Here is a 21907-nt window from a genome sequence, read left to right as displayed (position 1 = left end):
GTGAACTCAGTTCACCCTTTTTATGCTGGGAAAGAGGGAAGCTTACAAGCGCGCTCCGCCATCAATATCTATCACTCGACCGGTGACATAGTCGTTCTCCAGAATAAACGCTACTGTCGAGGCGATCTCATCCTGCTCACCCAACCTGCGCAGGGGCACTTGTTTTACCAGGCTCTCAAGAATCTCAGGGCGCATTTGCGCAACCATATCGGTGCCGATAAAACCCGGGGCAATCCCGGCAACACGCACGCCGTAGCGCGCCAGTTCGCGTGCCCAGGATACCGTCATCGCTGCAACACCCGCTTTACTGGCGGAGTAGTTGGTCTGCCCCATATTGCCCGCACGGGACAAACTGGAGATATTGACCATCACCCCACCCTTGCCGCTTTCCGCCATAATGCCCGCTGCAGCACGGCCACAAAGGAATACACCGGTAAGGTTCACATCGATCACAGACTGCCACTGTGCCAGAGACATGCGATCTGTCACTTTGCCGTCTTTACACTTGAGCAACATACCATCGCGCATAATGCCGGCGTTATTAATCAGAACCTGGAGTCCGCCAAAGTCTGCTGCGATTTTCGCAAAACCGGAGTCCACCGCTTCTTCATCGGCAACATTGATCAAGTAACTGCGAGCTTCTGCACCGAGCTTTTCACAAGCTGCAACGCTGTCTTTCAGGCCTTCCTCATTAACATCGATCAGGGCCAGGCGGGCGCCCCGCGCAGCCAGATACTCGGCCATGGCTCGGCCCAACCCCTGGCCCGCACCGGTAATAGCAACAATACTGTCAGCGATTTGCATATTGAACTCCTCGTCGTCGCTCGTTTTTTAGATTTATCGTTTATGACTGCCTTCGAACCTGCCCTATGCAGGCTCGAGGGGGAATTACCACTCGTAACCGACACCAACGGTCACTTTGGTATCTTCTTTTTCACTTTCCAGGGAGGGCGTATTGTCGTACTGCCACTCGTAACCGATCTCCATCAGCACGCCTTCAACCAGCGGTGTGCGCACCCCCAGCTTGGCGTTAGCTTCGTAGTCGTTACTGTGATCAAAGGATTGTAAGGTTTCCTGGTCGAAATAAATTTCCGGCCCAAGGGAAAACTTGTAGCGGTAGTTAAGTGCAATTCGACCGGCGACATAGCGCTCATCCTGGTCTTCACTCAACTCTTCGTCGATAAAACTCTCATGCAGGCTACTCACACCACCTTCGAGGGAGAAAGTGGTTTTACTGGTATCGTAAAACAGATAACCCATACCGAGACCGAGCGTAGTGCCCAGGTCTAAGTTCTGAGCCTCCTCTCTTTCCAGCTCACTGTTAGCCGCGGCAAACCACTTCTCAGCAAATATCCAGCGAAGATCATAATTGAGCTGATATTTTTCCAGGTCACCTTCTTCCTCATTGTCCTGGTTCTGGTACACAGAGCCGATTAGATGGTGGAAATCTCCATGGCGAATATCCAGGTTTATACTGGCATCCAAGTCTTCACGTTCACGGTTACCGCTCTCGAATACGCCCCCGGCGGTAACATTACCGCTGAATAACACCGGACTGGTGGTAAACGTACTGTAAGGCTCTGCTCGTTCAATGCCCGGAAAATCGATCAGCCAGCCGCGACCTTCAGCGCAGTACACTTCCCAGCGCTCCTGGCGGTGGCCGGCCAAGGTACAGGGTTCATCCCTGCCGGCAATTTTGATGTCGGTATCGATATCCATCGACACCACTTTGGATTTGTCGACTTTTACCTCACCAAAAGTCTCTGACTTCCAAGTGACCTGATCCTTTTCCACAAGTACCAACTCACCTTGAATACGATCGCCATTTTCCAGGGTCAGCACACCGGCATGGACCTGGAAGGGCACAAGAAATAAGAGAGTTCGAGCAAAGAACCTGGGAAGTCGTGTCGATAAAACCACTAAGAAACCTTGGACTTTTTAGGTGTATGAACGGTGCAAATAGCCGCAGTAATCGCACCATGATGCCATAACTAGAATCATGTGGCACGCTGTCACAACAGAGGCTTTGCGCCAGTAAACTGTGACCTTACAAGCTGGTAAAGTATCCATTAATGGCGAATAAAAATCTCGGTTTCAGGAGATTTCCAAGTAAAAAGTTGCGCCCAGTCAACGTAGTTCGCCGATATTCAGAGCTTTTTTTATGGAAAAACAGAACTCCCTGGAAAGAATATGCCAAGCCTTGGCGGCGATCCCCAAAGGGCGGGTTGTCACCTACGGGGACTTGGCTGAGATGGCCGGCTACCCACGCGCTGCGAGACTTGCAGGTCAGACCCTGCGTAAATTACCCCGGGGTACCAAGCTACCCTGGCACCGGGTGATCAACGCCCAGGGGCGCATCTCCCTGCCGGAACCCGGCGCCAGCCGCCAGCGTGAAAGACTGGAAAGAGAGGGGGTCATACTGCTGAAAGGGCGAGTGGATATGGGCAAATACCGCTGGAAACCTTAGCCCCAATCGCATACAGAAAACTACGCCACCTCATCAGCCCCCCAGGGCGCGACCCAAAATAACAGGATCATTCCAGGCACCGCCAGAACGGCACACAGGAGAAAGAAATGTGTCCACCCCATTCCCTCCACCAAATAGCCGGTGGAGGCATTGGCGAAGGTGCGCGGGAGCGAAGTCAACGCTGTAAACAACGCAAATTGAGTAGCGGTGTGCAACTTGCTGGTAGTTCGGGCGATAAATGCAATAAACACCGCTGTCCCCAACCCCACCCCGAGATACTCAAAGGCAATTACTATCGCCAATAGCGAGAGGCTAGGATTGAAATCTGGTGTGCCCACCAGCTCACCATTCACTTCAGACAAAATCATAAACCCGAAAATTGAAACCAGCTGTACTACCCCGAAAATCCATAGGCACTTATTAATCCCGATCTTCACAATTAACAAGCCGCCAAAGAAACCGCCAATTACCGCAGGCCACAGACCGGCATTCTTTGCCACTATGCCGATATCCGTATTGGAATATCCCATATCCAGGTAATAGGGCGTCGCCAGTGCCGTAGCCATGCTATCGCCAAGCTTGTACAAAAACATAAAGGCCAGTACAAGCACCGCCTGTTTTACGCCATTGCGATTAAAGAATTCGACGAAGGGTAAAACTATGGCCTCGCGCAAAGATTTCGGGCGACCTGCTGGATGGTCTGGCTCAGCCACCATCAAGGTCATAAAGACGGCAATCAACATAAAGGCCGCAGTAATCATAAACACCTGGTCCCAGGCCAGGTGATCCGACAGGATCAAGCTGAGGGATCCCGGAATCAAGCCGGAAATACGATAGGCGTTGGCATGGAAGGAATTGCCCAGGCCCAACTCCTGGTCCGGCAGAATCTCTCGTCGAAAAGCATCCAGGACTATATCCTGGCTGGCGCTAAAAAAAGCCACGGCAAAGCAAATTGCAGCAATTGACCAGATATCAAACTGGGGACTGAACATCCCCAGGACGCCAATGGAAATAATCAGTAACAGCTGCATTACCAGCATCCAGCCCCGCCGGCGGCCGAGCATCGGGAATGCGTAGCGCTCCATCAATGGAGACCAGATAAATTTCCACGTATAGGGTAATCCGAGCAATGCAAAAATACCGATAGTGGCCAGATCCACGCCTTCAGTACGCAGCCAAGCGGGCACCAACTGTATCAATACAAAAAGAGGCATCCCCGAAGAGAAACCGGTGCCAATACAAATCAGCATACGCCGATTAAACACCGCCTCCCGGATGGTTTCGTGGGCCATAGTTTGTCGCTTTTATTCGCTGAGCATCGTCTACCAGTGATACCCGACCCGACAGGCAACAGACACACAATCAAACATAAGGGCGAGTCTATGGAGGGGTGGGTTTCACCTTTACAACCACCATAGACACAAGCCGGGCAGAATGCCCGGCGAAGAGTTTTGATATGACATAGGGATTTAGAAAAGAGCTGGATTCGGGATGTACTCTTAGAGAGGAAATAGCATCCCTGTAAACCTTAGGTAGTGTCCGCTCCCGGCTGAACTTCTTCTCCCGGCCAGTCGCGCTGCTCGCGGCGCCAAAAATAAATGGACAGCAGAATGGCTGGAATTCCCATAAGCGCCGCATAAATAAAGAAGTAGGCATAACCCTGAGCATCCACCACTATGCCGGAAAAACCACTGATAAATTTCCCCGGCAAGGTCATCAGGGAGCTAAACAAAGCATATTGAGTGGCGGTATAAGCTTTATTGGCAAGACTGGAGAGAAACGCGATCAGTATCGCATTGGCAATTCCTCCACTAATGTTGTCCGCACTAATTACCAGCGCCAGCCAAGCTTTATCGGGACCGATCACAGCGAGTTGGGCAAATAACAGGTTAGTGCAGGCGACCATAACCGAACCCAATATCAGCGGACGCACAACACCGTATCGCACCACTAACAGCCCGCCTAGAAAGGAACCGATAATGGTACAGAAGAAGCCAAACAGCTTACTGATTTCAGCAATTTCCGTTTTGGTAAAGCCCAGATCCAAATAGAAGGGATTGGCCATCACCCCCATCGCAATGTCACTTAAACGGAAGATACCGATAAATAACAACAGAATGATTGCAAAGCGGCCATTGCGCTGAAAAAACTCGATAAAGGGGCAGGCCACGGCGCGAATAAACCACTGCTTCAGGCGACCATGCTCCCCCTTGCCCAACAGGCGCTGGGCCCACTCGCTTTGCAGCTCATCGGCTTCTTTGTTTACCTTGCTGTGATCGGGCTCGGCAATAATCAGAGTGGTAATCAGGCCCACGCCCATCAATCCAGCCATCGCAAGATAAGCACCGGACCAGCTAAAGATATCCGCAATAAACAGGGCGCCCGCTCCGGCTATCAGCATTGCCACCCGATAGCCAAATACATAATTGGCAGCCATAGCGCCCTGATAATCGTCATCCATGGCCTCAATTCGATAGGCATCAATCGCCACATCTTGAGAGGCCGAACAGAAAGCGACCCACAAGGCCAGCAGGGCGACGTGCATCAGGGAGAGCTGGGGATTTACACTGGCCATACCTATCAGGCCAATCGCTATCCCGATTTGGGATACCAACATCCAGCCCCGACGCTTGCCCAATTTGTCCGTGAAAAAAGGCAGACGCAGCTGATCGACAATAGGGGCCCAGAGAACCTTGATCGAAAAGGTGATCCCCACCCAGGCAAAAAACCCGATGGCGGTACGGCTGACACCGTAGTCCCGCAGCCAGGCAGTCAAAGTAGAGAAAACCAGCAGTAATGGGAGGCCGGCGGAAAAGCCGAGGAAAAACATGGTGAGTACACGGGGCTTCAAATAAGCGGCCAGCGCTTGCCCCCATGTCATTTGTTTTTGTAAGTTGGTCAAGCGCGGGCCTCCAGAGCCTCAGCCGCTGCAACAGGTGTTCCTGTGCAGCGGAGTATTAGGGAGCCTCTGAATAACTCCGTGATACCTCTGGCATGCATAGCGGTTCACAATCAAGGCGCGGCTTCGCAGGAATGTCTAGACCTTTCAAGAAGTCGCAACGCGGAGTGTGAATCGCTATGCAAGCCCCGAAGGGCGGGCCTTGAAGGCCACAGCTGCTGCGTTGCAGCTCTTGCAAAGGGCTACGGCCATTCGCGGCGAGCTGCGCCTAACATCTGCAACCTTCAAGACCCGCAGAGGCATTACGGAATTATTCAGAGGCTCCTTAGATTAGTTTATTTACTCAGTGGCCCCACAAAACTTCCAGCTCCGCTTCGGCCAACTTATTGGCATTGATATTGAAGCCAACTTTAGCAGGAGAAGTGTTTTCATCCAGCGGCAGGGATTCCACTTTCAAGGCATAGACACGAAAACGATAGCGATGATCCCCGTGCCCCTTGGGCGGGCAGGCACCACCGTAACCGGAATTACCATAATCATTGCGCCCCTGCACTGCTTCTGGAATCAGGCCGTTTTTCAAGTCACCGGCCCCTTCCGGAAGATTGGTCGTATCCACTGGGATATTAAATACCACCCAGTGCCACCAACCACTGCCGGTAGGCGCGTCGGGATCGTAAGCGGTAATAGCAAAACTCTTTGTGCCCTCCGGTGCCCCACTCCAACTCAATTGGGGAGACAGGTTCTCACCGCCGCAGCTGCCATAAACATGAGCCATGGGCATTTTCTTTCCAGCTTGTAGGGAGCTGGATGACAGTGTCAGCTTCTCAGCAATCGCGTTGGTTCCAGTCAGTGACAGCGCAGCAGCACAAAGCAGCCCGGCCAAACCCCGGCCGCCCTTTTTCAATAAATGGCTCATATCCCAGTTCCCCTTTTAGTTTTCTTCACTGGACAGCAGTGGGCCCACTTTGTCCAGATCCATATTTCCGCCGGTCAGAACAACCACGACATTCTTATTGCGAAAGCGCGCGCTGTGCTCAATGATCGCAGCGAGACCCACCGCAGCCGACGGTTCTACCAGCTGCTTGGTTCGCGTCCACAATAGCCGCATCGCATTGACGATACCAGCTTCACTGACTGTCACAATATCCCGCACCGTGCGCTCAATAACGGCGTAATTTTTGCCGCCCAATGTTGTGCGCAGACCATCGGCGATCGTATCGGGTTGTTGTGTGGTGATATGAACGCCACCGCGCAGTGAACGCTGGGCATCATCCGCTCCGGCGGGTTCCGCACCAATTACCAGGATATCGGGAGCAAGCGCAGCCATAGCCAATCCCACGCCGGACAAAAGTCCACCGCCTCCCACTGGCGCCACAATAACGTCTGGAGCAAAGCCCTGCTCGCGACTCTGCTTGAGCACTTCCATGGCTACAGTGCCCTGCCCTGCAATAATGCGCTTATCGTCATAGGGCGGGACTTCGTGCGCACCGGTTTCCTCAAGTACCTTTGCCAAAGTGGATTCGCGATCAGCCAGGCTGGGGCCCGAAGTCACCACTTTGGCACCGTACCCCTCAACCGCCATGCGTTTTGTCTTGGGAGCCGTTTCGGGCATCACCACCGTGCAGGCCAATCCCCGCTGGGCTGCTGCCCAGGCGAGCGCCGCACCGTGATTACCGGACGAATGGGTGGCAACTTCCTCTACCCCGTCTGGGAGCAGCGAAAGCGCATTAGCCGCGCCCCGCGCTTTAAAGGCACCCACTTTCTGCAAGTGCTCACACTTAAACCACAAATTGGCGCCCGTCAGCTCGTTCAGCTGCCGAGAGCTGAGCAGAGGGGTCTCGTGTACCATGCCTGCAATATTTTGTGCGGCACTAAATACATCCTCACTGGCAGGTATCTCGTTGCGATCCAGGGGCATAACACTGTGTATCCTTTTCGACTACATGGGAATAATCCAGCTTATCCACCGCCGATAACATCCAGTGTTCTACGGAGCAGGCACAGTGGAAAACCGTGCCTGTCGATAAGGAATTATTTGCTGAGCATACGCAGGAATTTCATTTTCCTGTCGTTGAAGGGTGCATATCGTATATCGATATCGAGGATATTTCTGCGCCGCATTACGGCCTTGTAATGACTGAAAGTGCGGAAGCCATGCTCTCCATGGTAGGACCCCATACCGCTGGCACCGACGCCTCCAAAAGGCAGGTCCTGGGCCAGCATAAACATCATGCAGTCATTCACGCAGGCGTTGCCGGAGCTGCAACGGGATAGAATCCGATCCGCCAATGCTTCATCCTGGGTAAATACATACAGGGCCAGGGGCTTCTCTCGCTCATTGACAAACTCCTCCGCTTTGGAGAAATCATCCAGTTCAATAATGGGGAGTATCGGGCCAAAGATCTCCTCCTGCATAACTCCCGCAGAGAGATTGACGTTGCGCATTATGGTGGGCGCCATATAGCAGTCGTCCACATCGACTTCACCGCCAAATACCACCTCTCCATCCCCCAGGTAATCCGACAGGCGAAGGGTGTGCTGGCTGTTAATAATGCGCCCATAGTCGGCAGATTCTCGCGGATGCTCCCCATACATTTCCCAGAGCACCCGCTGCAACATGGGGGTGAGCCGATCGGCTGTCCGCCGACTACAGAGAACATAATCCGGGGCGATACAAGTCTGCCCCGCATTGGTAAATTTACCCCAGGCAATTCGCCGTGCAGCCACTTCCAAGTTGGCATCATCGGCAACAATACAAGGGCTCTTTCCGCCGAGTTCCAGGGTTACCGGAGTCAGGTATTTAGCCGCCGCACTCATTATGATTTTGCCAACCCGGCCACCGCCGGTGTACATAATATGGTCCCAGCGCTGCTCCAGCAGCGCCGTGGTTTCCGCCACACCACCTTCGACACACGCAAAGGCATCGTTGTCGAGATAACGCGGTAACAATTCTGCGATTAACCGGGAGGTTGCGGGCGATAATTCAGAGGGCTTTACCACCGCGCAATTGCCGGCGGCAATCGCCGGTACCAGCGGCGATAACAATAATTGCAGCGGATAATTCCAGGCACCGATAATCAGCACAACACCCAGTGGCTCCGGTTGCACATAGCTCTTGGCCGGCTGGGTCATCATCGGCGATTGGACCTTGCGCGGGCGCACCCATTTCTTCAGGGACTTCAGGGTGTGATCGATATCGTTGTAGAGAAATGAAATTTCAGTGAGGTAGCTTTCCTGGGGAGCTTTGCGCAAATCATCGTGAAGGGCTTGGACAAAATGTGCCTCGTTCTCGGAGATCATCTTGCGCAGCTGAGACAGTTGCTTGCGCCGCCAACTCAATTCAGTGGTGCTGCCGCTGCGAAAATAGGTTCGCAAGCCCGCCACTAATGTGGCTGCGTTCCAATCGTTTGCCCTAGCCAGATCTGACAACATTTGCGGTTCCAATACCGAAACTTCCAAACCCTACTTCCTCCAATGAGTATAAGCCGTCGCAGGCAATGACTAGCTTCGCTTTATTGATATGGCAAAGCACCGAAGTCCGGCCGCTGGGGCGCGCAATTTCGTAGGAAGGGGGGGATAAGTCAAGATAGGAAGGAAAGAAAATTTTGAAAATGGCGACAAATTCAACAATCGCCCCAGCAGACAAAAGTAGCTCTGGGGCGATGGTACAGGCATTACGGAGTTATTCAGAGGCTCCTTAGATAAATAGAACCAGAAGGGCCAAACCAGTGATCCACAGAAGCAAGGTTCTGGATAGCAGCGCTTGAAGCCCCTCAATCTCCGCACCACTTTGGCGCTGCATCTGAGACAGATCGGAACCACCACTGCACTCACTGGCGTCAATACCGCCGAGAGCTCCTTCCAGGTAAGCCTCGAGAACCTGATCGGTATGGCTCTCACGACACATCAACACCCGGCGCCAGGCGCGGTAACAACCGGCAAAGTTACCCACAATGGCAAAGCTCAGCCCCATCACACGGACCGGCAGCCATTCCAGCAACCACAACCAACGCGCCGCCGTCGCCTCTTCGGAGGAGCCCCGGGTATTTTCTGCGTACAAAGCACTCAAGCGGAAGAGTACAGCCCCGGGAATACCCAGCAAAATAAACCAGAACAGCACGGCGAAGAGTCTCTCAAAGGCGCAGTAGGCAGCGCCGCGAAATACCTGCTCATGCAGACAAGTGTCATCGGAGGGCGCTTCGTGTAACTCGCGCAAAATGGGCGCCGCTGCTTTGGTGGCACCTTCCAGGTCGCCGCTATACCAGTGACGCAGGTAGTTTGCGACGATATCGTTGAAGTTGCCGCGACCGAGACAATAGAGCAGCAGTGGCACCCCCAACAGCAGGTAGCCCAGACCACCCGCAGCGCCCTCTGCCAGCGTCATCGCAATTGCAGAGATCAATACTGGAACCAGGATAGTGATACCAAGCAGCAGACCGCTATTGCCATTAATGCTGGGCAATGCCTGTAAGTACTGACTCCAGCGACTGAACCAACCATCGCGATGTAACGGAGCCCCTGAGCCCCAGATTTGCACCAGAGCAACGGTTATCAGAACAATTAACAGAGTCATAAATAATCCGAGACTGTTTCAGTTATCAAAATCGTGCTGCGGCTCCTGATACAGAAACCCTTCCCACTTTTAAGGTCCACTACTGGGTATCAGACGATTTCTTTCAGCTTGTTGAGGTAGCGCTCCCAGTCAAACCCCGGGCCCGGGTCCAATTTCCTTCCGGGAGCAATATCCGAATGACTGGCAATTCTATCGATATCAATAGCGGGATAAGCTTGCATAATCGCAGCACTCACCTCGGCAAGTGCGTGATATTGAGAGTCGGTGTAAATATCGGTATCCAAACCTTCCAGCTCAATACCAATGGAAAAATCATTGCAGTTAGTGCGACCTTTAAATTCGGACTTGCCCGCGTGCCAGGCACGACGATCAAGGGGCACGTATTGAGTTACCAGGCCATCGCGGTCGATCAAAATATGCGCAGACACCTGTAACGCAGCAATATCGGCAAAATAGGGGTGCGCGTCGATATCCAACTGCCCCAGGAAAAAGGCATCAATGTAGGGGCCGCCATACTGTCCGGGCGGCAAGCTGATACTGTGAATCACCAATAGATCCACCGCACAGTCTTCCGGGCGGCTATTGCAATGAGGACTCGGAACCCGGCGCGCGCCCGCCAACCAGCCAGACTCCACTTGATATTTCAATCTGCGATCTCCGCTGCAACCTATTGATAGCCCCGGTATCGCCCGAGGCTTCAGCAGTTACCATTCTATGGAAGCGTTGATCGATATGCCAATCTGATCGGAGCAGTATCGCGACATAACTTGCGGAAAACCACTGGCCACTGAGTATCCCTGCTAAATACTCAACGTCCGCTCGTTACATTCCTGAAAATTAGCGCTGCTCACTGCGCTTCTTGCGCACATTGCCAATTACGGACTGCAACGCCCGCTCAAACAACATGCCGTCATCCAGCGGCAACAGTTGTGCCGAACGCAGCGCATGGGCCAGCTCTAGTCGGGCGAATTCGGCGACTTTGGCGCCATTGCGATTAACGAAGATAAACTGGTCGATATCGCGAATTACCGCCGCCAGACGACAACGGAACTGCTCGTCCTCAGAGCGCTTCAGCTCGAACCAACTGCCCTGTGCCAGGCGGAAGGTCATCTGCCAGTGGGGATCATCTTCGTCAAGGGGGGCCAGTCCATCCTGCTCCGGTGCAGCCACCTCTGCTTCAGCAACTGCCTGCTCAAGCTCTTCCATCTGCGGCACAGCCACTTCCTGGGGTTCGGCTTGGACAGCTTCAACAGTAACTTCAGCTGGCTCATCTGGAAGTTGATCTTCGGCAGTGTCTGAAATCACTTCCTGGGTAACCACGGCTTCTGCAATAACCGCTTCAGTCACTGCAACTTCATCAACCGTAGCTTCAGTAACATCAGCGGGTCCGGCATCAGCAGCAGTTTCCTGCTCCACGACAGGGGCAACAGGCTTGTCAGCAACATTAGGCTCAGCAGATTTCGCTGCGCGCACTTCGCGGGCAACCTGCTCTGCCACTTCACGTTCACGCTGCTCAGCCAATTGCTGGGCCAGGGCAAAGCGCTCGCGATAAACTTCTTTGAGGCCGGTGAAAAGGGTACGCGCTTCGAAAGCGTTATAGGAAAGCGCCTCAATTCCCTCGCGCAATCTCTCCTGCAAAACAGGCAGTAAGCTCAATAACTGTTTGCGGGAATCCGGCATTGGGGCCTGCACACTCCACACGAGATCTCTCGCTGTGCGCACGTCGCGGTTCCAGGCGTCGCTCTCTGTTCCCTCTTTGACGCAAGTCAGGAACAGCACGTTGTTCCAAACTTTGTTCAACCAATCCTGCACCACCTGTGGCAGATCCCGCTCTGCAACCAAGGCATCCATGACTGCGGCAACCCGTGCGCGGGCAGCTTGGGTTTTAGCCCGACCATCCGCCTCATCGACAACGCGGCGCTCCAACATCTCGGCGCGCTTGCGCTCGCGGACGATAAATTCGCGTAGGGATTCCAGCAAAACGGCAAAGATGTTGATGTCCCGATCAAACTCATTAAGCACGCGCTCAACAATTTCGGATATCTCTTTGTACAGGGGATCGGATTCGTAGTTATCCCCCGCCTGCCATCCGGTAGCGGCATCGGCCAACTCGTTCAGCAATTTGCGCGCAGGGTGGCCGCCTTTACTGAAAAATGACTTGTCTGCAATGGCTACTTTCAACAGCGGCAGTTGCAGGCGGCCCAGAAGTGATTTGATTTGGGTGGCAAGGCTGCGGTCCTCCAGGATAAAGGAAAACAACATCTCTACCAGCTTGATCACATCGCTATCGACTTTTGCCAGCGAAGCGGCCTGGTTGGAATCCACCAAGCGCTGCTGTAGCAATTCGCCCACATTCAAAAGCTGTACCGCACTTCCACCTTGATAGTGGCTGCCACTTTGCAGCGCACCCAAGTGGGAAAGCAGATCCCCTGCAGGCATTGGAGTTACACCTGCGGCTGCGGGCACTAACCCTGGGGGGAAGTGCCCCGTAGCTGCGACTCCACCTTGCACCGGCTGGCTGCCAGCTTCTACACCGCCGGCACTACCAGTGGGGGCACTGGCGGCGTGGGGAGCGCCGTTGTAGGCCGAGCGCTGCCTGGCTACTCGCTGCTGCTCACGCAGAGATGGCAGTACGCCCTGCTCTACGAGTAATTGGTTACAGAATTCATAGAAGTCCCGCAGCTGCAGCATGACCACCTGCTCGAACTTTTTCAGCAGGGTGAGGCGAGCGCGGATAAATAGATCCAGATCCTGAATCGCCTCTACAAAAGCGTCACAGATTACATCTGGCCCCAGAGGGTTGTTCTTGTCGTACACCTTGACGGAGTAGAGCGTATCGAGCCTCATGCACAGCTCGGTAAGGGGCTCGGCGAAATCGCGCTTGGCATTGGCCACCATGGTATCGGCAGCGACCAACTGCTCCAGGTCATCGTTGTGAACCAGCGACAGGTTATCTGAGGCGAAACTGCTTTCCGTCTTTTCCTCCTGGCGGACCTGAAAAGCGCGCGAGACGTTCTGGATAAAGTGCTCTGCAATATTGCGGCGCTCAACGCGCAGCAGGCGCAGTGCCTGGAAAAGCCCATCCTGCTCCTCCTGGCCATGAGCTCGCTCGGCCATTGCAAACAGGGAATCATCCACCTTGCCAAACAGCGCTTTAATCCGCTCCAGCAGCTGTGCCGTCGCTTTGTCCTTCAGCATTGTTACTGCGGCGGGCAGAACAGGGGGCTTACCTGATGCAGAAATATTTCGCGCTCCACTTTTCTCTGAGAGGGAAACTACCTTTCTGGATTCACTCATTTCCAAGAGGTCCTTCGAATGCCGTCCGACTTGTAGCGCTGAGGCCAAAAGCAAAAATTAGTGAATGGAAAAGTGGTCTCCCTAGCGGAAACGGGGGCTTTCTGTTCCCCGTTAACCACATTCCCAAACTGTTGAAATCCCGCCGCGATCATGCGCGAAAAATCTGCCGAAGTTCTTGATTTCACTCAAGTTTTGACCGCGAGAGAACAGCGTTTACCGGCCCTGCTCTGAAACAATTCAGGCTGCGATCAAGCCTAACTCTTCGGTCATTCTACTCGCGTTATAGGACTGTTTTACACAGTTCTGCGACATATTTGAGACACTTGTCACAGCTATTCGTAGAGCCAACTGCTACTTGCCAATGACTGAGTTGAGCAGTCAAAACCCCGAGTGTTTTGGTAAACTGCGCCGGCGTTAATTTCGAGGTTTCCCAATGCGACCACAAGACACGGCTATTCCCAATATCACTACCGACCTGCAACGCTCAGTTCAGGTGGCCCTGGAAGAAGATATTGGTAGTGGCGATATCACCGCCCAGCTGATCCCAGAGGACCGCAATGCGCGGGCCCGGGTAATCACCCGCGAAGATTGCACTCTGAGTGGTCGCGCCTGGGTAGAGGCTGTATTCCACGCCCTGGACCCGGAGCTCGTCCTCACCTGGCACTTCGAGGACGGCGACCGTATCAGCGCCAATGCCGTTATTTTTGAGCTGGAAGGCAATGCCCGCGCCATCCTCACCGGCGAGCGCTCCGCACTGAATTTCCTGCAAACCTTATCCGGTACTGCCACAACCGCTGCGGAGTTCGCCGCGCGAGCTGAAGGCACTGAGGTGAAGATTCTCGACACGCGCAAGACCATTCCCGGTCTGCGCAGCGCACAGAAGTACGCCGTACTTTGCGGTGGCTGCCACAATCACCGCATCGGTCTTTACGACGCCTTCCTGATCAAAGAGAACCATATCTTCGCCGCCGGAGGCATTGAACACGCCGTCGCCCAAGCGCGAGTGATCAAGCCGGAAGCCCTGATTGAAGTCGAAGTGGAAAATATTGAAGAGCTGGAGCAGGCGCTCGCCGTCGGTGTGGACGTGATTATGCTCGACGAATTCAATGATGAAGACACTAGAACGGCCCTGAAACTGGCCAAAGGCAAAGCCAAAATTGAGCTTTCCGGCAGTGTCGACCGGGATCGCATCGCTCAGTTAGCTGAACTGGAAGTGGACTATATCTCTTCTGGTAGCCTGACCAAGCACCTGCGCGCTATCGACCTATCCCTGCGGATCGATCTCTAGCGCCCACAGGACCCATCATCACTGTACTTAGTGATGGTGATGATGGTGTCCCTGCTCTTCCGTGTCTTCGGCGGGAGTTTCCATCCCACTCATCTGCCCGTGGTTGGCGTGGTCTCCGTGTCCACCGTGGCCCATAGCCCCCCAAATGGTCCAGATACCAAACAGCAAAATCGCTGCGGCGAAACCATAGCGAACCCCCGGCTTTTGCACTATGCCGCGCACCTGCGCCGCCGCAGCACCAGTAGCCAGCATGGCGGGCACGGTGCCCAAACCAAAAGCAAACATAGCCAGGGCAGACCGCTCGGCACTGCCCTGGGCCAGGGCGAACGTCAGCGCGCTATAAACCAAACCACAGGGCAACCAGCCCCATAGGGAGCCCAGTGCCAATGCCTGCCCCGCTGAGCGAACCGGCAACAATTTGGCCGATAGTGGCTGCACATAGCGCCAAAGGTAACGGCCCCCTTTTTCAATCCAAGCCAATCCCTGCCAGATACCGCCGATATACAGCGCCATCAGGATCAGCATGATCCCTGCAGCAAATCGCAGTGGAGTTAGAGCAGGCAATATCGCCGCACCAAGGGCACCGGCGAGCGCTCCCATCAGCGCATAGCTACCCAGGCGACCCAATTGGTAAGAGCCCAGCTGCACCCAAGCAGTCCTTTTCCCCGGTGTCGCCATACCCAGCGCTCCGGAGATTCCCCCACACATACCGATGCAGTGACTGCTACCCAAAAAACCGATAGCTAGCGCCGCCGCTAAAAAACCCCAGTCCCCCACTTACTTCTCCTGCTTCCTTTCCGCGTCAGATTTATCCTGCTGAACATCATCGTCATCAAACAAAATGCGACGACCTTCCGTTTCCAGGTCATCGTACTGTCCGTTATTCACGGCCCAGAAAAAGAGCTTCACCGCAAAGCCAACCAAAATCACCGCAATGGGAATCAGGAAATACAGACTTTCCATCAGTTAAACCTCCTCTCTTTCTGTAAGCACGGGATTATGCCGCAGCGCTCACAGGGTTTTCGTCGACTTCCTGCCCGCGGGACAGGCGCAACGCATTTAGCACTACGATCAGAGAACTCAGGGACATACCGATTGCCGCAGCCCAGGGCGGCACCAGACCGCAAAATGCCAGCGGCAGGGCAATCACGTTGTAGCCCAGAGCCCATGCCAGATTCTGCCGCACAATTCGGCGGCATTTGTACGCCAGCTCTATAGCTTTGGGCAGCACTTCGAGATCTCCGTTCAGCAAAATGGCATCGGCGCGGGACTGGGCCAGATCCGCCGCTGACATCATCGCCACAGAGGCATCAGCACCGGAGAGCACTGGCACATCATTGATGCCATCCCCCACCATCAACACCTTCTCACCATCGCTTTGCAGCTGCTTCATATGGCTGAGCTTGTCCTCTGGCGAGGCTCCGGCGCGGTAGTTGCTGATACCCGCTCGCCCCGCCAGTCGCTCAACTTCCGCAGACTGGTCACCACTGAGCAGTTCCACTGAAAGACCTTGCTCAGTCAAACCCTCAACAGCGGTGGTTGCCGAATCCCGTAACTTATCCCCCAACGCGATCCAGGCAATAGGGCCCATGGAGTCGCCGAGCAGCAGCCACTGCCCCTCCCCTTCGGGCGTGGAAATATCCTCACTGGAGACAAAGCTCGCCTTACCCAGTCGGTAACTATCCCCCTCGATCTGCCCTTCCAGGCCAGCTCCGGTATGGACTTTCAGCTCATTGGCGGTGAGATTGCCACGCCAGGCGCGGAAGGCCCTGGCCAGGGGGTGATTGGTCTGGGATTCCAGGGCTGCGGCAACATCCTTAACCCGCTGCTCGGTCCAGTTGGCCCGCAGCCAATCAATATGCAGGATTCTCGGTTCACCGCGCGTCAGGGTACCGGTCTTGTCGAACAGCACCCGGCCGATACGCGGCAGCGTTTCCAGTAGGCTGCCTCCAGCCACAAGAAGCCCCAACTGCTGTAAACGCAGGGTGGCGGAAGCCAGGGCAGCAGGGGTTGCCAGCGACAGTGCGCAGGGGCAAGTCACCACCAAAACAGATAAGGACACCCAAAAAGCGCGACTGGGATCGATTTGCCACCAGACAATAAACGCCGCCAATGCCGCGAATAAAACGACACCGACAAAAATACCCGCGACCCGATCTGCCAGGGCCACTTGGTTGGGTTTATCTAATTGCGCCCGTTCTACCAGGCGCTCAATAGCAGACAAGCGAGTCGACTGCCCCGCTGCCGTAATTCGAATAGTCAGGGTGGAATCGCCGTTGACACTACCGGCATAAACCGGGCTGCCTGCAGACTTCTGCTGCAGTGCCGATTCACCGCTGAGCAGGGATTCATCCACACCGCTCACGCCCTCCAGCACCTCCCCATCGGCGGGGATAGTGTCTCCCGGGCGCAACAAAACTTTATCGCCAGCGACCAATGCGGCCACCGGGACATGGACAATATCGCCCCCTTGGTATTTGGCCGCCGTCATCGGCAGCAACTGGGCCAAACCACCGCTGGCTAAGCCCGCCCGGTGGCGGGCACGCATCTCCACCGTTCGTCCCAACAACAGGAAGAAGGTGAACATGGAGATAGATTCGAAGTACACCTCGCCGGTGCCGAATACCGTGGCGTAAAAGCTGGCGACATAGGCCATACCAATCGCCAGGGACACTGGCACATCCATACTCAGGTGTCGGGCGCGCAGACTGCGCAAAGCGGCACTGAAAAATGGACGCGCCGCATAGAAAACCACTGGCGTTGCCACCAGCAGAGAAACCCAGCGGAAGTAGCGCTCAAACTCGCCGGCGCCCTCTTCCGCTGCAGCACCAAAATACAGGGCGATGGCAAACATCATCACCTGCATGGTGCCGAGTCCAGCGACACCCAGGCGGCGCAGGGCGGCGCGGTGCTCGCTCTGGATCACACTTTCCTGGTTGGCCGCAGTAGCCGGGGCCGGCCGGTAGCCAATCCGTTCCAGTTCGCCAAACAGCTCACTGGGTTTGATCTTGTCGGGATTAAAACCGATCTGGGCACGCTGGGTACTGGCGTTGACAGAGACCTTCTCAATCCCGTCCAACTGCCCCAGGTGCTTTTCTATCAACCACACACAGGCCGCACAGGTAATACCGCTAATCAACAGCGAGGCAATCTTGTTGCCGTTATCCCAATCGTGAACAAACTGCTGCTGCACTTCCGGCAAATCGTATGCCGCCCAGCGGTCCTGGGGTTGAGCTTCCTCCGGCCTGTCGCTCTCCTTCTCCCGGAAGCGATAAAAGCCATCCAGACCACCGGAAACGATAGCGCTGGCTACCGCCTCACAGCCTGGACAACACATATCCCGGGCGGCCCCGTCGATAACCACCGAGTGGTTGCTGCCGGGAGGGACTGGGAGTCCGCAGTGATAACAGGAGGAGGAAGACGAAGTCATTGAGTTACTGCGTTCAGTGGCGCGGCATTGCCGAGATCGAAGTTGATTTCACCTTTCAGGCGCCAGTTGGCGTCCTGATGTGCATCGGGATCGAGTTCCGGCATCAAGCGGAGATACCAGCGATTCCCAACGCCTTCAGGCAAGGTGCCCTGGTAGCGACCCACGGAGAGCTGGGAGAGCTCGATATGCTTGTCGAGGTCAGACTCCACCGGGTGGCTCAATGTGAGCAGTAGGGCCTTGGGGTAGTCGAGGTCGCCATTCAGCTCCACGACAACCGATTTTTCAGACGGCTGAAACTGGACCAAAGCGGCCAGACCCAGCTCTTTCGCGCGCAAGTCCTGCTCGGCGCTGAAGTGATACATGCGGCTGTCTTTGTAGTAAGTATCACTGACTTTATCGTCAGCAAAGCGCACCGCTATCGAGACTGTAATTGTGGAGACAACCACCACTGTAATCAGTGGGGCCAGTACCATCCACGCCCAAGGTTCCCGGTACCAGGGTTTTGGGGTTGGTTCATTCATCGCGTTACCAAAAAGTTACCGTTTGTGCACAAAAGTCGAGCCCGCCTGGGCGGGCCCGTACTTTGCAACGGGATTGGCGTCCCGTCTACTGCTTTGGACCAATAAACACCGTTCGGTGCTTATCAACCAGCTCAGGATTGTCGACTGCTTGGACAACAATCTCGATATCGTGCTTGGTATCCTTCAGCTGGTCTCTGGGAACGCTTACCCGAATGGGAACGGAGAACATCTCTCCAGGCACCAGGTAAATCGTCTTCGGCTTGCGAATGGAGTAATCGTATTCAGGCTTACCTTCCACCTTGATGGTGAATTCGTGGGGAGCCTGATCCATATTGTTGATTTTTACCGTGTAGACGTTTTGCACCTGCCCCTGAGACTCACGGAACATACGAGCACCGCGGTCGCGAGTGATTTCTGCCTCGATAGGGCTCCGAGTCATCACTTGCTGTGCAAACAGGCCGGTCATCGCAACCAGTATCAACGCGTAGCCAAATAGGCGCGGGCGCAGGAAGCGGGTCTTTCCACCCTGCAATTCGTCCTCAGAGGTAAAGCGAATCAAGCCCTGCTCATAGCCCATCTTGTCCATCACGCTATTACACGCATCGACACAGAGGCCGCAGTTGATACATTCGTACTGCATGCCGTCGCGGATATCGATATCCACCGGACACACCTGAACACACCAGTAGCAGTCGATACAGTCGCCCATACCTTCCGCCTTGTAGTCCACGTTCTTTTTGCGCGGACCACGGGTCTCACCCCGCTTGGCATCGTAGTAAACCGCCAGCGTATCCTCGTCGTACATCACCGACTGGAAACGGGCATAGGGGCACATGTATTTACACACCTGCTCACGCAGGAAGCCGGCGTTCATATAGGTGGCAAAAGTGAAGAATGCTACCCAGAAAACACCCTGCGGGTGCGCGTTAAACGTCGCCAGATCCACTACCAGCTCGCGCACCCCGTAGAAATAACCCACAAAGGCCAGTGCAGTTGCCAGCGAGATCAACAGCCAGATGGTATGTGTGCCGCCCTTGCGCAGAACTTTTTCCAGGTTCCAGGGGGCCTTGTCGAGCTTCATTCGCTTGTTGCGATCGCCTTCACAAACCCTTTCTGCCCAGATAAACATCATGGTCCAGACGGTCTGCGGACAGGTGAAGCCACACCACACCCTGCCTAGTAAAGTGGTGACCGCAAACAGCGCGAAGGCGGCAATGATCAGCAGCCAACCTAGAAGGAAGCCGTCCTGGGGGCCGAAAGTAGTCCAGAAAATATGGAATTGGCGGGTGGGGAGATCAAAGAAGACCGACTGGCGCCCGTCGATATTGATCCAAGGTAGGAAGAAGAAAGCCAGCAGCAAAGGCAGGCCGGTATATTTGCGAACACGGGTGAAAACACCCTTGATATGTCGGATGTAGACTTTGTCTTCCGACTCATACAGCATGCGATAGCGAACTTCGCCATCACCTTCCTGTTCCTCACGGGTTGGAATTAAATCACTCACACAAACCTCACTCTCGCACGGGCACATCTTGTACGTGGGCCAGGTAGCCCCTTATGTTGAGGCTTTTTTCTCCGTCCCTGCAGCGCCCGGAGTCCCTTGATAAAACAAGGCCCAGCAAATGCCGGGCCTCAATAGTTAATTACTGCTTTTCTTCTTCCTGCTGCGACAGGCTGTAGACATAGGCCGCTACGAGGCGGATTTTGTCTTCACGCAGTTTATCTTTTTGCGCGGGCATCATATTTGTACGACCACCGCGAATAGTGTGTTGGATCTGTTCGCGATTGCTACCGTACAGCCAGATGTCGTCGGTCAGGTTCGGCGCACCCAGCATTTGGTTGCCTTTGGCATCCATACCGTGACAAGCCATACACACGGTGTTGAATACCTTCTGACCTTCGGCGGCCATGGCGGTGTCATGCTCCAGGCCGTTCAGGGAGAGAACATACTCTGTCGCATTTCTAACACCTTCTTCACCGATAACCGGACCCTGAGGAGGCATCATGCCCTGGCGACCGTTGTACAGGGTTTCCAGGATTTTCTCCGGGGTGCCGCCGTACAGCCAGGCGTTATCGGTCAGGTTCGGGAAGCCGAAGTTACCGCCGGCATCTGCACCGTGACATACCGCACAGTTGTTAGCGAAGATCCGGGAACCCATCTTGAGGGCTTCGGGGCTCTGCGCAATCTGCTCGATAGGCATATTCTCGTACTTACCGAAGGTCTCGTGGAATCTCTCCTGAGCCTTAGCCTGGGAAGCTTCCAATGCACCGACAGAAGTCCAGTTGCCGACACCTTTGAAGTTACCCAGACCCGGGTAAACCACCAGATATCCCGCAGAGAACACCAGGGTGGCAATGAACAACATGAACCACCACTTGGGCAGCGGGTTGTCGTATTCCTCGATGCCGTCGTAAACGTGGCCCGTGGTTTTGTTTTCCGGTTCAGCCTGGTCATCCACTGCCACCTTTCGGTTGGCGAACAGCACCCAGGTAATCAACGCCAGATTGGCGAGGGTGAGCACAATTACCCACACACTCCAGAATGTACTCATTACTTATCCTGCCCCTGTTTTCGATTGGCTCCGGGTTTATCCCCGGAATTGGATTCGTCCTGCTGAGCGGCCGACTTGTCCTTGTCGGCTTGTCGCTCTTCATCGGCAAATGGCAAATTGGCATCTTCTTCGAAGCGCTTCTTGCGCTTCGGAGAGAAGGCCCACCAGCAGATAGCCAGAAAAGCCACAGAGCCCAGAACCAGACCGATTTCCCGCAAAGTTTCAATAGTCACGAGTTTCCTTCCTCGCTATTAGCGTTTTTGGGTAACCAGGGTACCCAGCTGTTGCAAGTAAGCGACCAGCGCGTCAATTTCCTTGACCTTGCCACCTTTGAAAGGCTCAGCGGCATTGGCGATGTCGTCATCGGTGTAGGGCACACCGACGAAGCGCAGCGCTTCCATCTTACGTGCGGTGTATTCGCCAGTTACCACATTGTCGAACAACCAGGGGTAAGCAGGCATGATTGACTCAGGCACAACGCTGCGCGGGTTGTACAAGTGCGCGCGCTGCCATTCATCAGAGTAGCGTCCACCTACGCGCGCCAGGTCTGGACCGGTACGCTTGGAGCCCCACAGGAAGGGGTGCTCGTAAATGGATTCCTGAGCCATGGAGTAGTGGCCGTAACGCTCAACTTCCGCACGCAGAGGACGAATCATCTGAGTGTGGCAAACGTGGCAGCCTTCGCGAATGTAGATATCGCGACCTTCCAGCTCCATTGCTGTCAGCGGCTTCTGCCCCGGCAGCGGCGTGTAGTTATCCTTGGTAAAGAACTGCGGAACGATCTCAACCAGGGCGCCGAAACTGATGGCGATAATGGTGAAAAAGATCATCCAGCCGATGTTTTTTTCTACGAGGTCATGATTCTTCACGATCTAAACTC

The 21907-nt window shown here is 54.6% G+C and carries 20 protein-coding genes; 2 read left to right on the top strand and 18 right to left on the bottom strand.

What is annotated here, in order from left to right; translation table 11 throughout:
- Positions 1-42 precede the first annotated feature (42 nt).
- Complete coding sequence (locus ACJJII_RS11915; protein ID WP_444916331.1) at positions 43-804, bottom strand: SDR family oxidoreductase; 762 nt, start codon at positions 802-804, stop codon at positions 43-45.
- Between the two features lie 84 nt (positions 805-888).
- A complete protein-coding gene (locus ACJJII_RS11910) occupies positions 889-1920 on the bottom strand; it encodes a DUF481 domain-containing protein (RefSeq protein WP_444894881.1) in 1032 nt (343 codons plus the stop codon).
- A 241-nt stretch (positions 1921-2161) separates the two neighbouring features.
- Here ACJJII_RS11910 and ACJJII_RS11905 point away from each other — a divergent pair, with 241 nt between their 5' ends.
- Positions 2162-2467: an MGMT family protein gene (locus ACJJII_RS11905; RefSeq protein ID WP_413664717.1), complete on the top strand. Its 306-nt coding sequence runs from the start codon at positions 2162-2164 to the stop codon at positions 2465-2467.
- Between the two features lie 20 nt (positions 2468-2487).
- Here the strand turns inward: ACJJII_RS11905 and ACJJII_RS11900 are convergent, their stop codons facing one another.
- The 8 genes from ACJJII_RS11900 to ACJJII_RS11865 form a co-directional block, all read right to left on the bottom strand.
- Positions 2488-3759, bottom strand: coding sequence for an AmpG family muropeptide MFS transporter (locus tag ACJJII_RS11900; protein ID WP_444916330.1), 1272 nt, complete (start codon positions 3757-3759; stop codon positions 2488-2490).
- 236 nt (positions 3760-3995) lie between these two features.
- Complete coding sequence (locus ACJJII_RS11895; RefSeq protein ID WP_444916329.1) at positions 3996-5369, bottom strand: AmpG family muropeptide MFS transporter; 1374 nt, start codon at positions 5367-5369, stop codon at positions 3996-3998.
- Positions 5370-5709: 340 nt separating this feature from the next.
- On the bottom strand, positions 5710-6282 hold the full coding sequence (locus ACJJII_RS11890; RefSeq protein WP_413664714.1) for a YbhB/YbcL family Raf kinase inhibitor-like protein: 573 nt from the start codon (positions 6280-6282) through the stop codon (positions 5710-5712).
- A gap of 15 nt (positions 6283-6297) precedes the next feature.
- Positions 6298-7284 (bottom strand): threonine ammonia-lyase, encoded by a 987-nt coding sequence (locus ACJJII_RS11885; RefSeq protein ID WP_444894885.1) that lies wholly within the window; start codon positions 7282-7284, stop codon positions 6298-6300.
- A 113-nt stretch (positions 7285-7397) separates the two neighbouring features.
- Positions 7398-8825 (bottom strand): aldehyde dehydrogenase family protein, encoded by a 1428-nt coding sequence (locus tag ACJJII_RS11880; RefSeq protein WP_444906131.1) that lies wholly within the window; start codon positions 8823-8825, stop codon positions 7398-7400.
- Between the two features lie 238 nt (positions 8826-9063).
- Positions 9064-9939, bottom strand: a complete 876-nt coding sequence (ampE, locus tag ACJJII_RS11875) for a regulatory signaling modulator protein AmpE (protein WP_444916328.1) — start codon at positions 9937-9939, stop codon at positions 9064-9066.
- 89 nt (positions 9940-10028) lie between these two features.
- A complete protein-coding gene (gene ampD / locus ACJJII_RS11870; protein WP_413664710.1) occupies positions 10029-10586 on the bottom strand; it encodes a 1,6-anhydro-N-acetylmuramyl-L-alanine amidase AmpD in 558 nt (185 codons plus the stop codon).
- A 190-nt stretch (positions 10587-10776) separates the two neighbouring features.
- A complete protein-coding gene (locus tag ACJJII_RS11865) occupies positions 10777-13236 on the bottom strand; it encodes a DUF1631 domain-containing protein (protein WP_444916327.1) in 2460 nt (819 codons plus the stop codon).
- Between the two features lie 433 nt (positions 13237-13669).
- On the opposite strand from ACJJII_RS11865, the gene nadC reads away from it, so the two are divergent.
- Entirely contained in the window at positions 13670-14524 is an 855-nt protein-coding gene (gene nadC, locus ACJJII_RS11860; RefSeq protein WP_444916326.1) for a carboxylating nicotinate-nucleotide diphosphorylase, read from the top strand.
- 27 nt (positions 14525-14551) lie between these two features.
- Here the strand turns inward: nadC and ACJJII_RS11855 are convergent, their stop codons facing one another.
- The 8 genes from ACJJII_RS11855 to ccoO all read right to left on the bottom strand — a co-directional run bounded on the left by ACJJII_RS11855 (position 14552) and on the right by ccoO (position 21896).
- Positions 14552-15301: a sulfite exporter TauE/SafE family protein gene (locus ACJJII_RS11855; protein WP_444916325.1), complete on the bottom strand. Its 750-nt coding sequence runs from the start codon at positions 15299-15301 to the stop codon at positions 14552-14554.
- Positions 15302-15487: a cbb3-type cytochrome oxidase assembly protein CcoS gene (ccoS, locus tag ACJJII_RS11850; protein WP_108732140.1), complete on the bottom strand. Its 186-nt coding sequence runs from the start codon at positions 15485-15487 to the stop codon at positions 15302-15304. It abuts the gene before it with no gap.
- Positions 15488-15521: 34 nt separating this feature from the next.
- Positions 15522-17954, bottom strand: a complete 2433-nt coding sequence (locus ACJJII_RS11845) for a heavy metal translocating P-type ATPase (RefSeq protein WP_444916324.1) — start codon at positions 17952-17954, stop codon at positions 15522-15524.
- Positions 17951-18475: a FixH family protein gene (locus tag ACJJII_RS11840; protein ID WP_444891804.1), complete on the bottom strand. Its 525-nt coding sequence runs from the start codon at positions 18473-18475 to the stop codon at positions 17951-17953. Before ACJJII_RS11840 ends, ACJJII_RS11845 begins: the two co-directional genes overlap by 4 nt.
- Positions 18476-18560: 85 nt before the next feature.
- The gene (gene ccoG, locus ACJJII_RS11835; RefSeq protein WP_413664704.1) at positions 18561-19979 is read right to left on the bottom strand and encodes a cytochrome c oxidase accessory protein CcoG; all 1419 of its coding nucleotides are present in this window, start codon (positions 19977-19979) and stop codon (positions 18561-18563) included.
- Between the two features lie 139 nt (positions 19980-20118).
- Positions 20119-21027, bottom strand: coding sequence for a cytochrome-c oxidase, cbb3-type subunit III (ccoP, locus tag ACJJII_RS11830; RefSeq protein WP_444906137.1), 909 nt, complete (start codon positions 21025-21027; stop codon positions 20119-20121).
- Positions 21027-21260, bottom strand: a complete 234-nt coding sequence (locus ACJJII_RS11825) for a cbb3-type cytochrome oxidase subunit 3 (protein WP_413664702.1) — start codon at positions 21258-21260, stop codon at positions 21027-21029. Before ACJJII_RS11825 ends, ccoP begins: the two co-directional genes overlap by 1 nt.
- Positions 21261-21278: 18 nt before the next feature.
- Positions 21279-21896, bottom strand: a complete 618-nt coding sequence (ccoO, locus tag ACJJII_RS11820) for a cytochrome-c oxidase, cbb3-type subunit II (protein ID WP_413664701.1) — start codon at positions 21894-21896, stop codon at positions 21279-21281.
- Between the last annotated feature and the right edge of the window lie 11 nt (positions 21897-21907).

This window comes from Microbulbifer maximicatervae (SeqCode), from assembly GCF_052467825.1.
This window is presented reverse-complemented; position numbering and strand designations above follow the sequence as displayed.

What these genes read in the sequence shown, in the direction of transcription:
- ACJJII_RS11915 (WP_444916331.1), bottom strand. Translation starts at nt 804, where the DNA reads ATGCAAATCGCTGACAGTATTGTTGCTATTACCGGTGCGGGCCAGGGG.
- ACJJII_RS11905 (WP_413664717.1), top strand. Translation starts at nt 2,162, where the DNA reads ATGGAAAAACAGAACTCCCTGGAAAGAATATGCCAAGCCTTGGCGGCG.
- ACJJII_RS11900 (WP_444916330.1), bottom strand. Translation starts at nt 3,759, where the DNA reads ATGGCCCACGAAACCATCCGGGAGGCGGTGTTTAATCGGCGTATGCTG.
- ACJJII_RS11890 (WP_413664714.1), bottom strand. Translation starts at nt 6,282, where the DNA reads ATGAGCCATTTATTGAAAAAGGGCGGCCGGGGTTTGGCCGGGCTGCTT.
- ACJJII_RS11885 (WP_444894885.1), bottom strand. Translation starts at nt 7,284, where the DNA reads ATGCCCCTGGATCGCAACGAGATACCTGCCAGTGAGGATGTATTTAGT.
- ampE (WP_444916328.1), bottom strand. Translation starts at nt 9,939, where the DNA reads ATGACTCTGTTAATTGTTCTGATAACCGTTGCTCTGGTGCAAATCTGG.
- ACJJII_RS11865 (WP_444916327.1), bottom strand. Translation starts at nt 13,236, where the DNA reads ATGAGTGAATCCAGAAAGGTAGTTTCCCTCTCAGAGAAAAGTGGAGCG.
- nadC (WP_444916326.1), top strand. Translation starts at nt 13,670, where the DNA reads ATGCGACCACAAGACACGGCTATTCCCAATATCACTACCGACCTGCAA.
- ccoS (WP_108732140.1), bottom strand. Translation starts at nt 15,487, where the DNA reads ATGGAAAGTCTGTATTTCCTGATTCCCATTGCGGTGATTTTGGTTGGC.
- ACJJII_RS11845 (WP_444916324.1), bottom strand. Translation starts at nt 17,954, where the DNA reads ATGACTTCGTCTTCCTCCTCCTGTTATCACTGCGGACTCCCAGTCCCT.
- ACJJII_RS11840 (WP_444891804.1), bottom strand. Translation starts at nt 18,475, where the DNA reads ATGAATGAACCAACCCCAAAACCCTGGTACCGGGAACCTTGGGCGTGG.
- ccoP (WP_444906137.1), bottom strand. Translation starts at nt 21,027, where the DNA reads ATGAGTACATTCTGGAGTGTGTGGGTAATTGTGCTCACCCTCGCCAAT.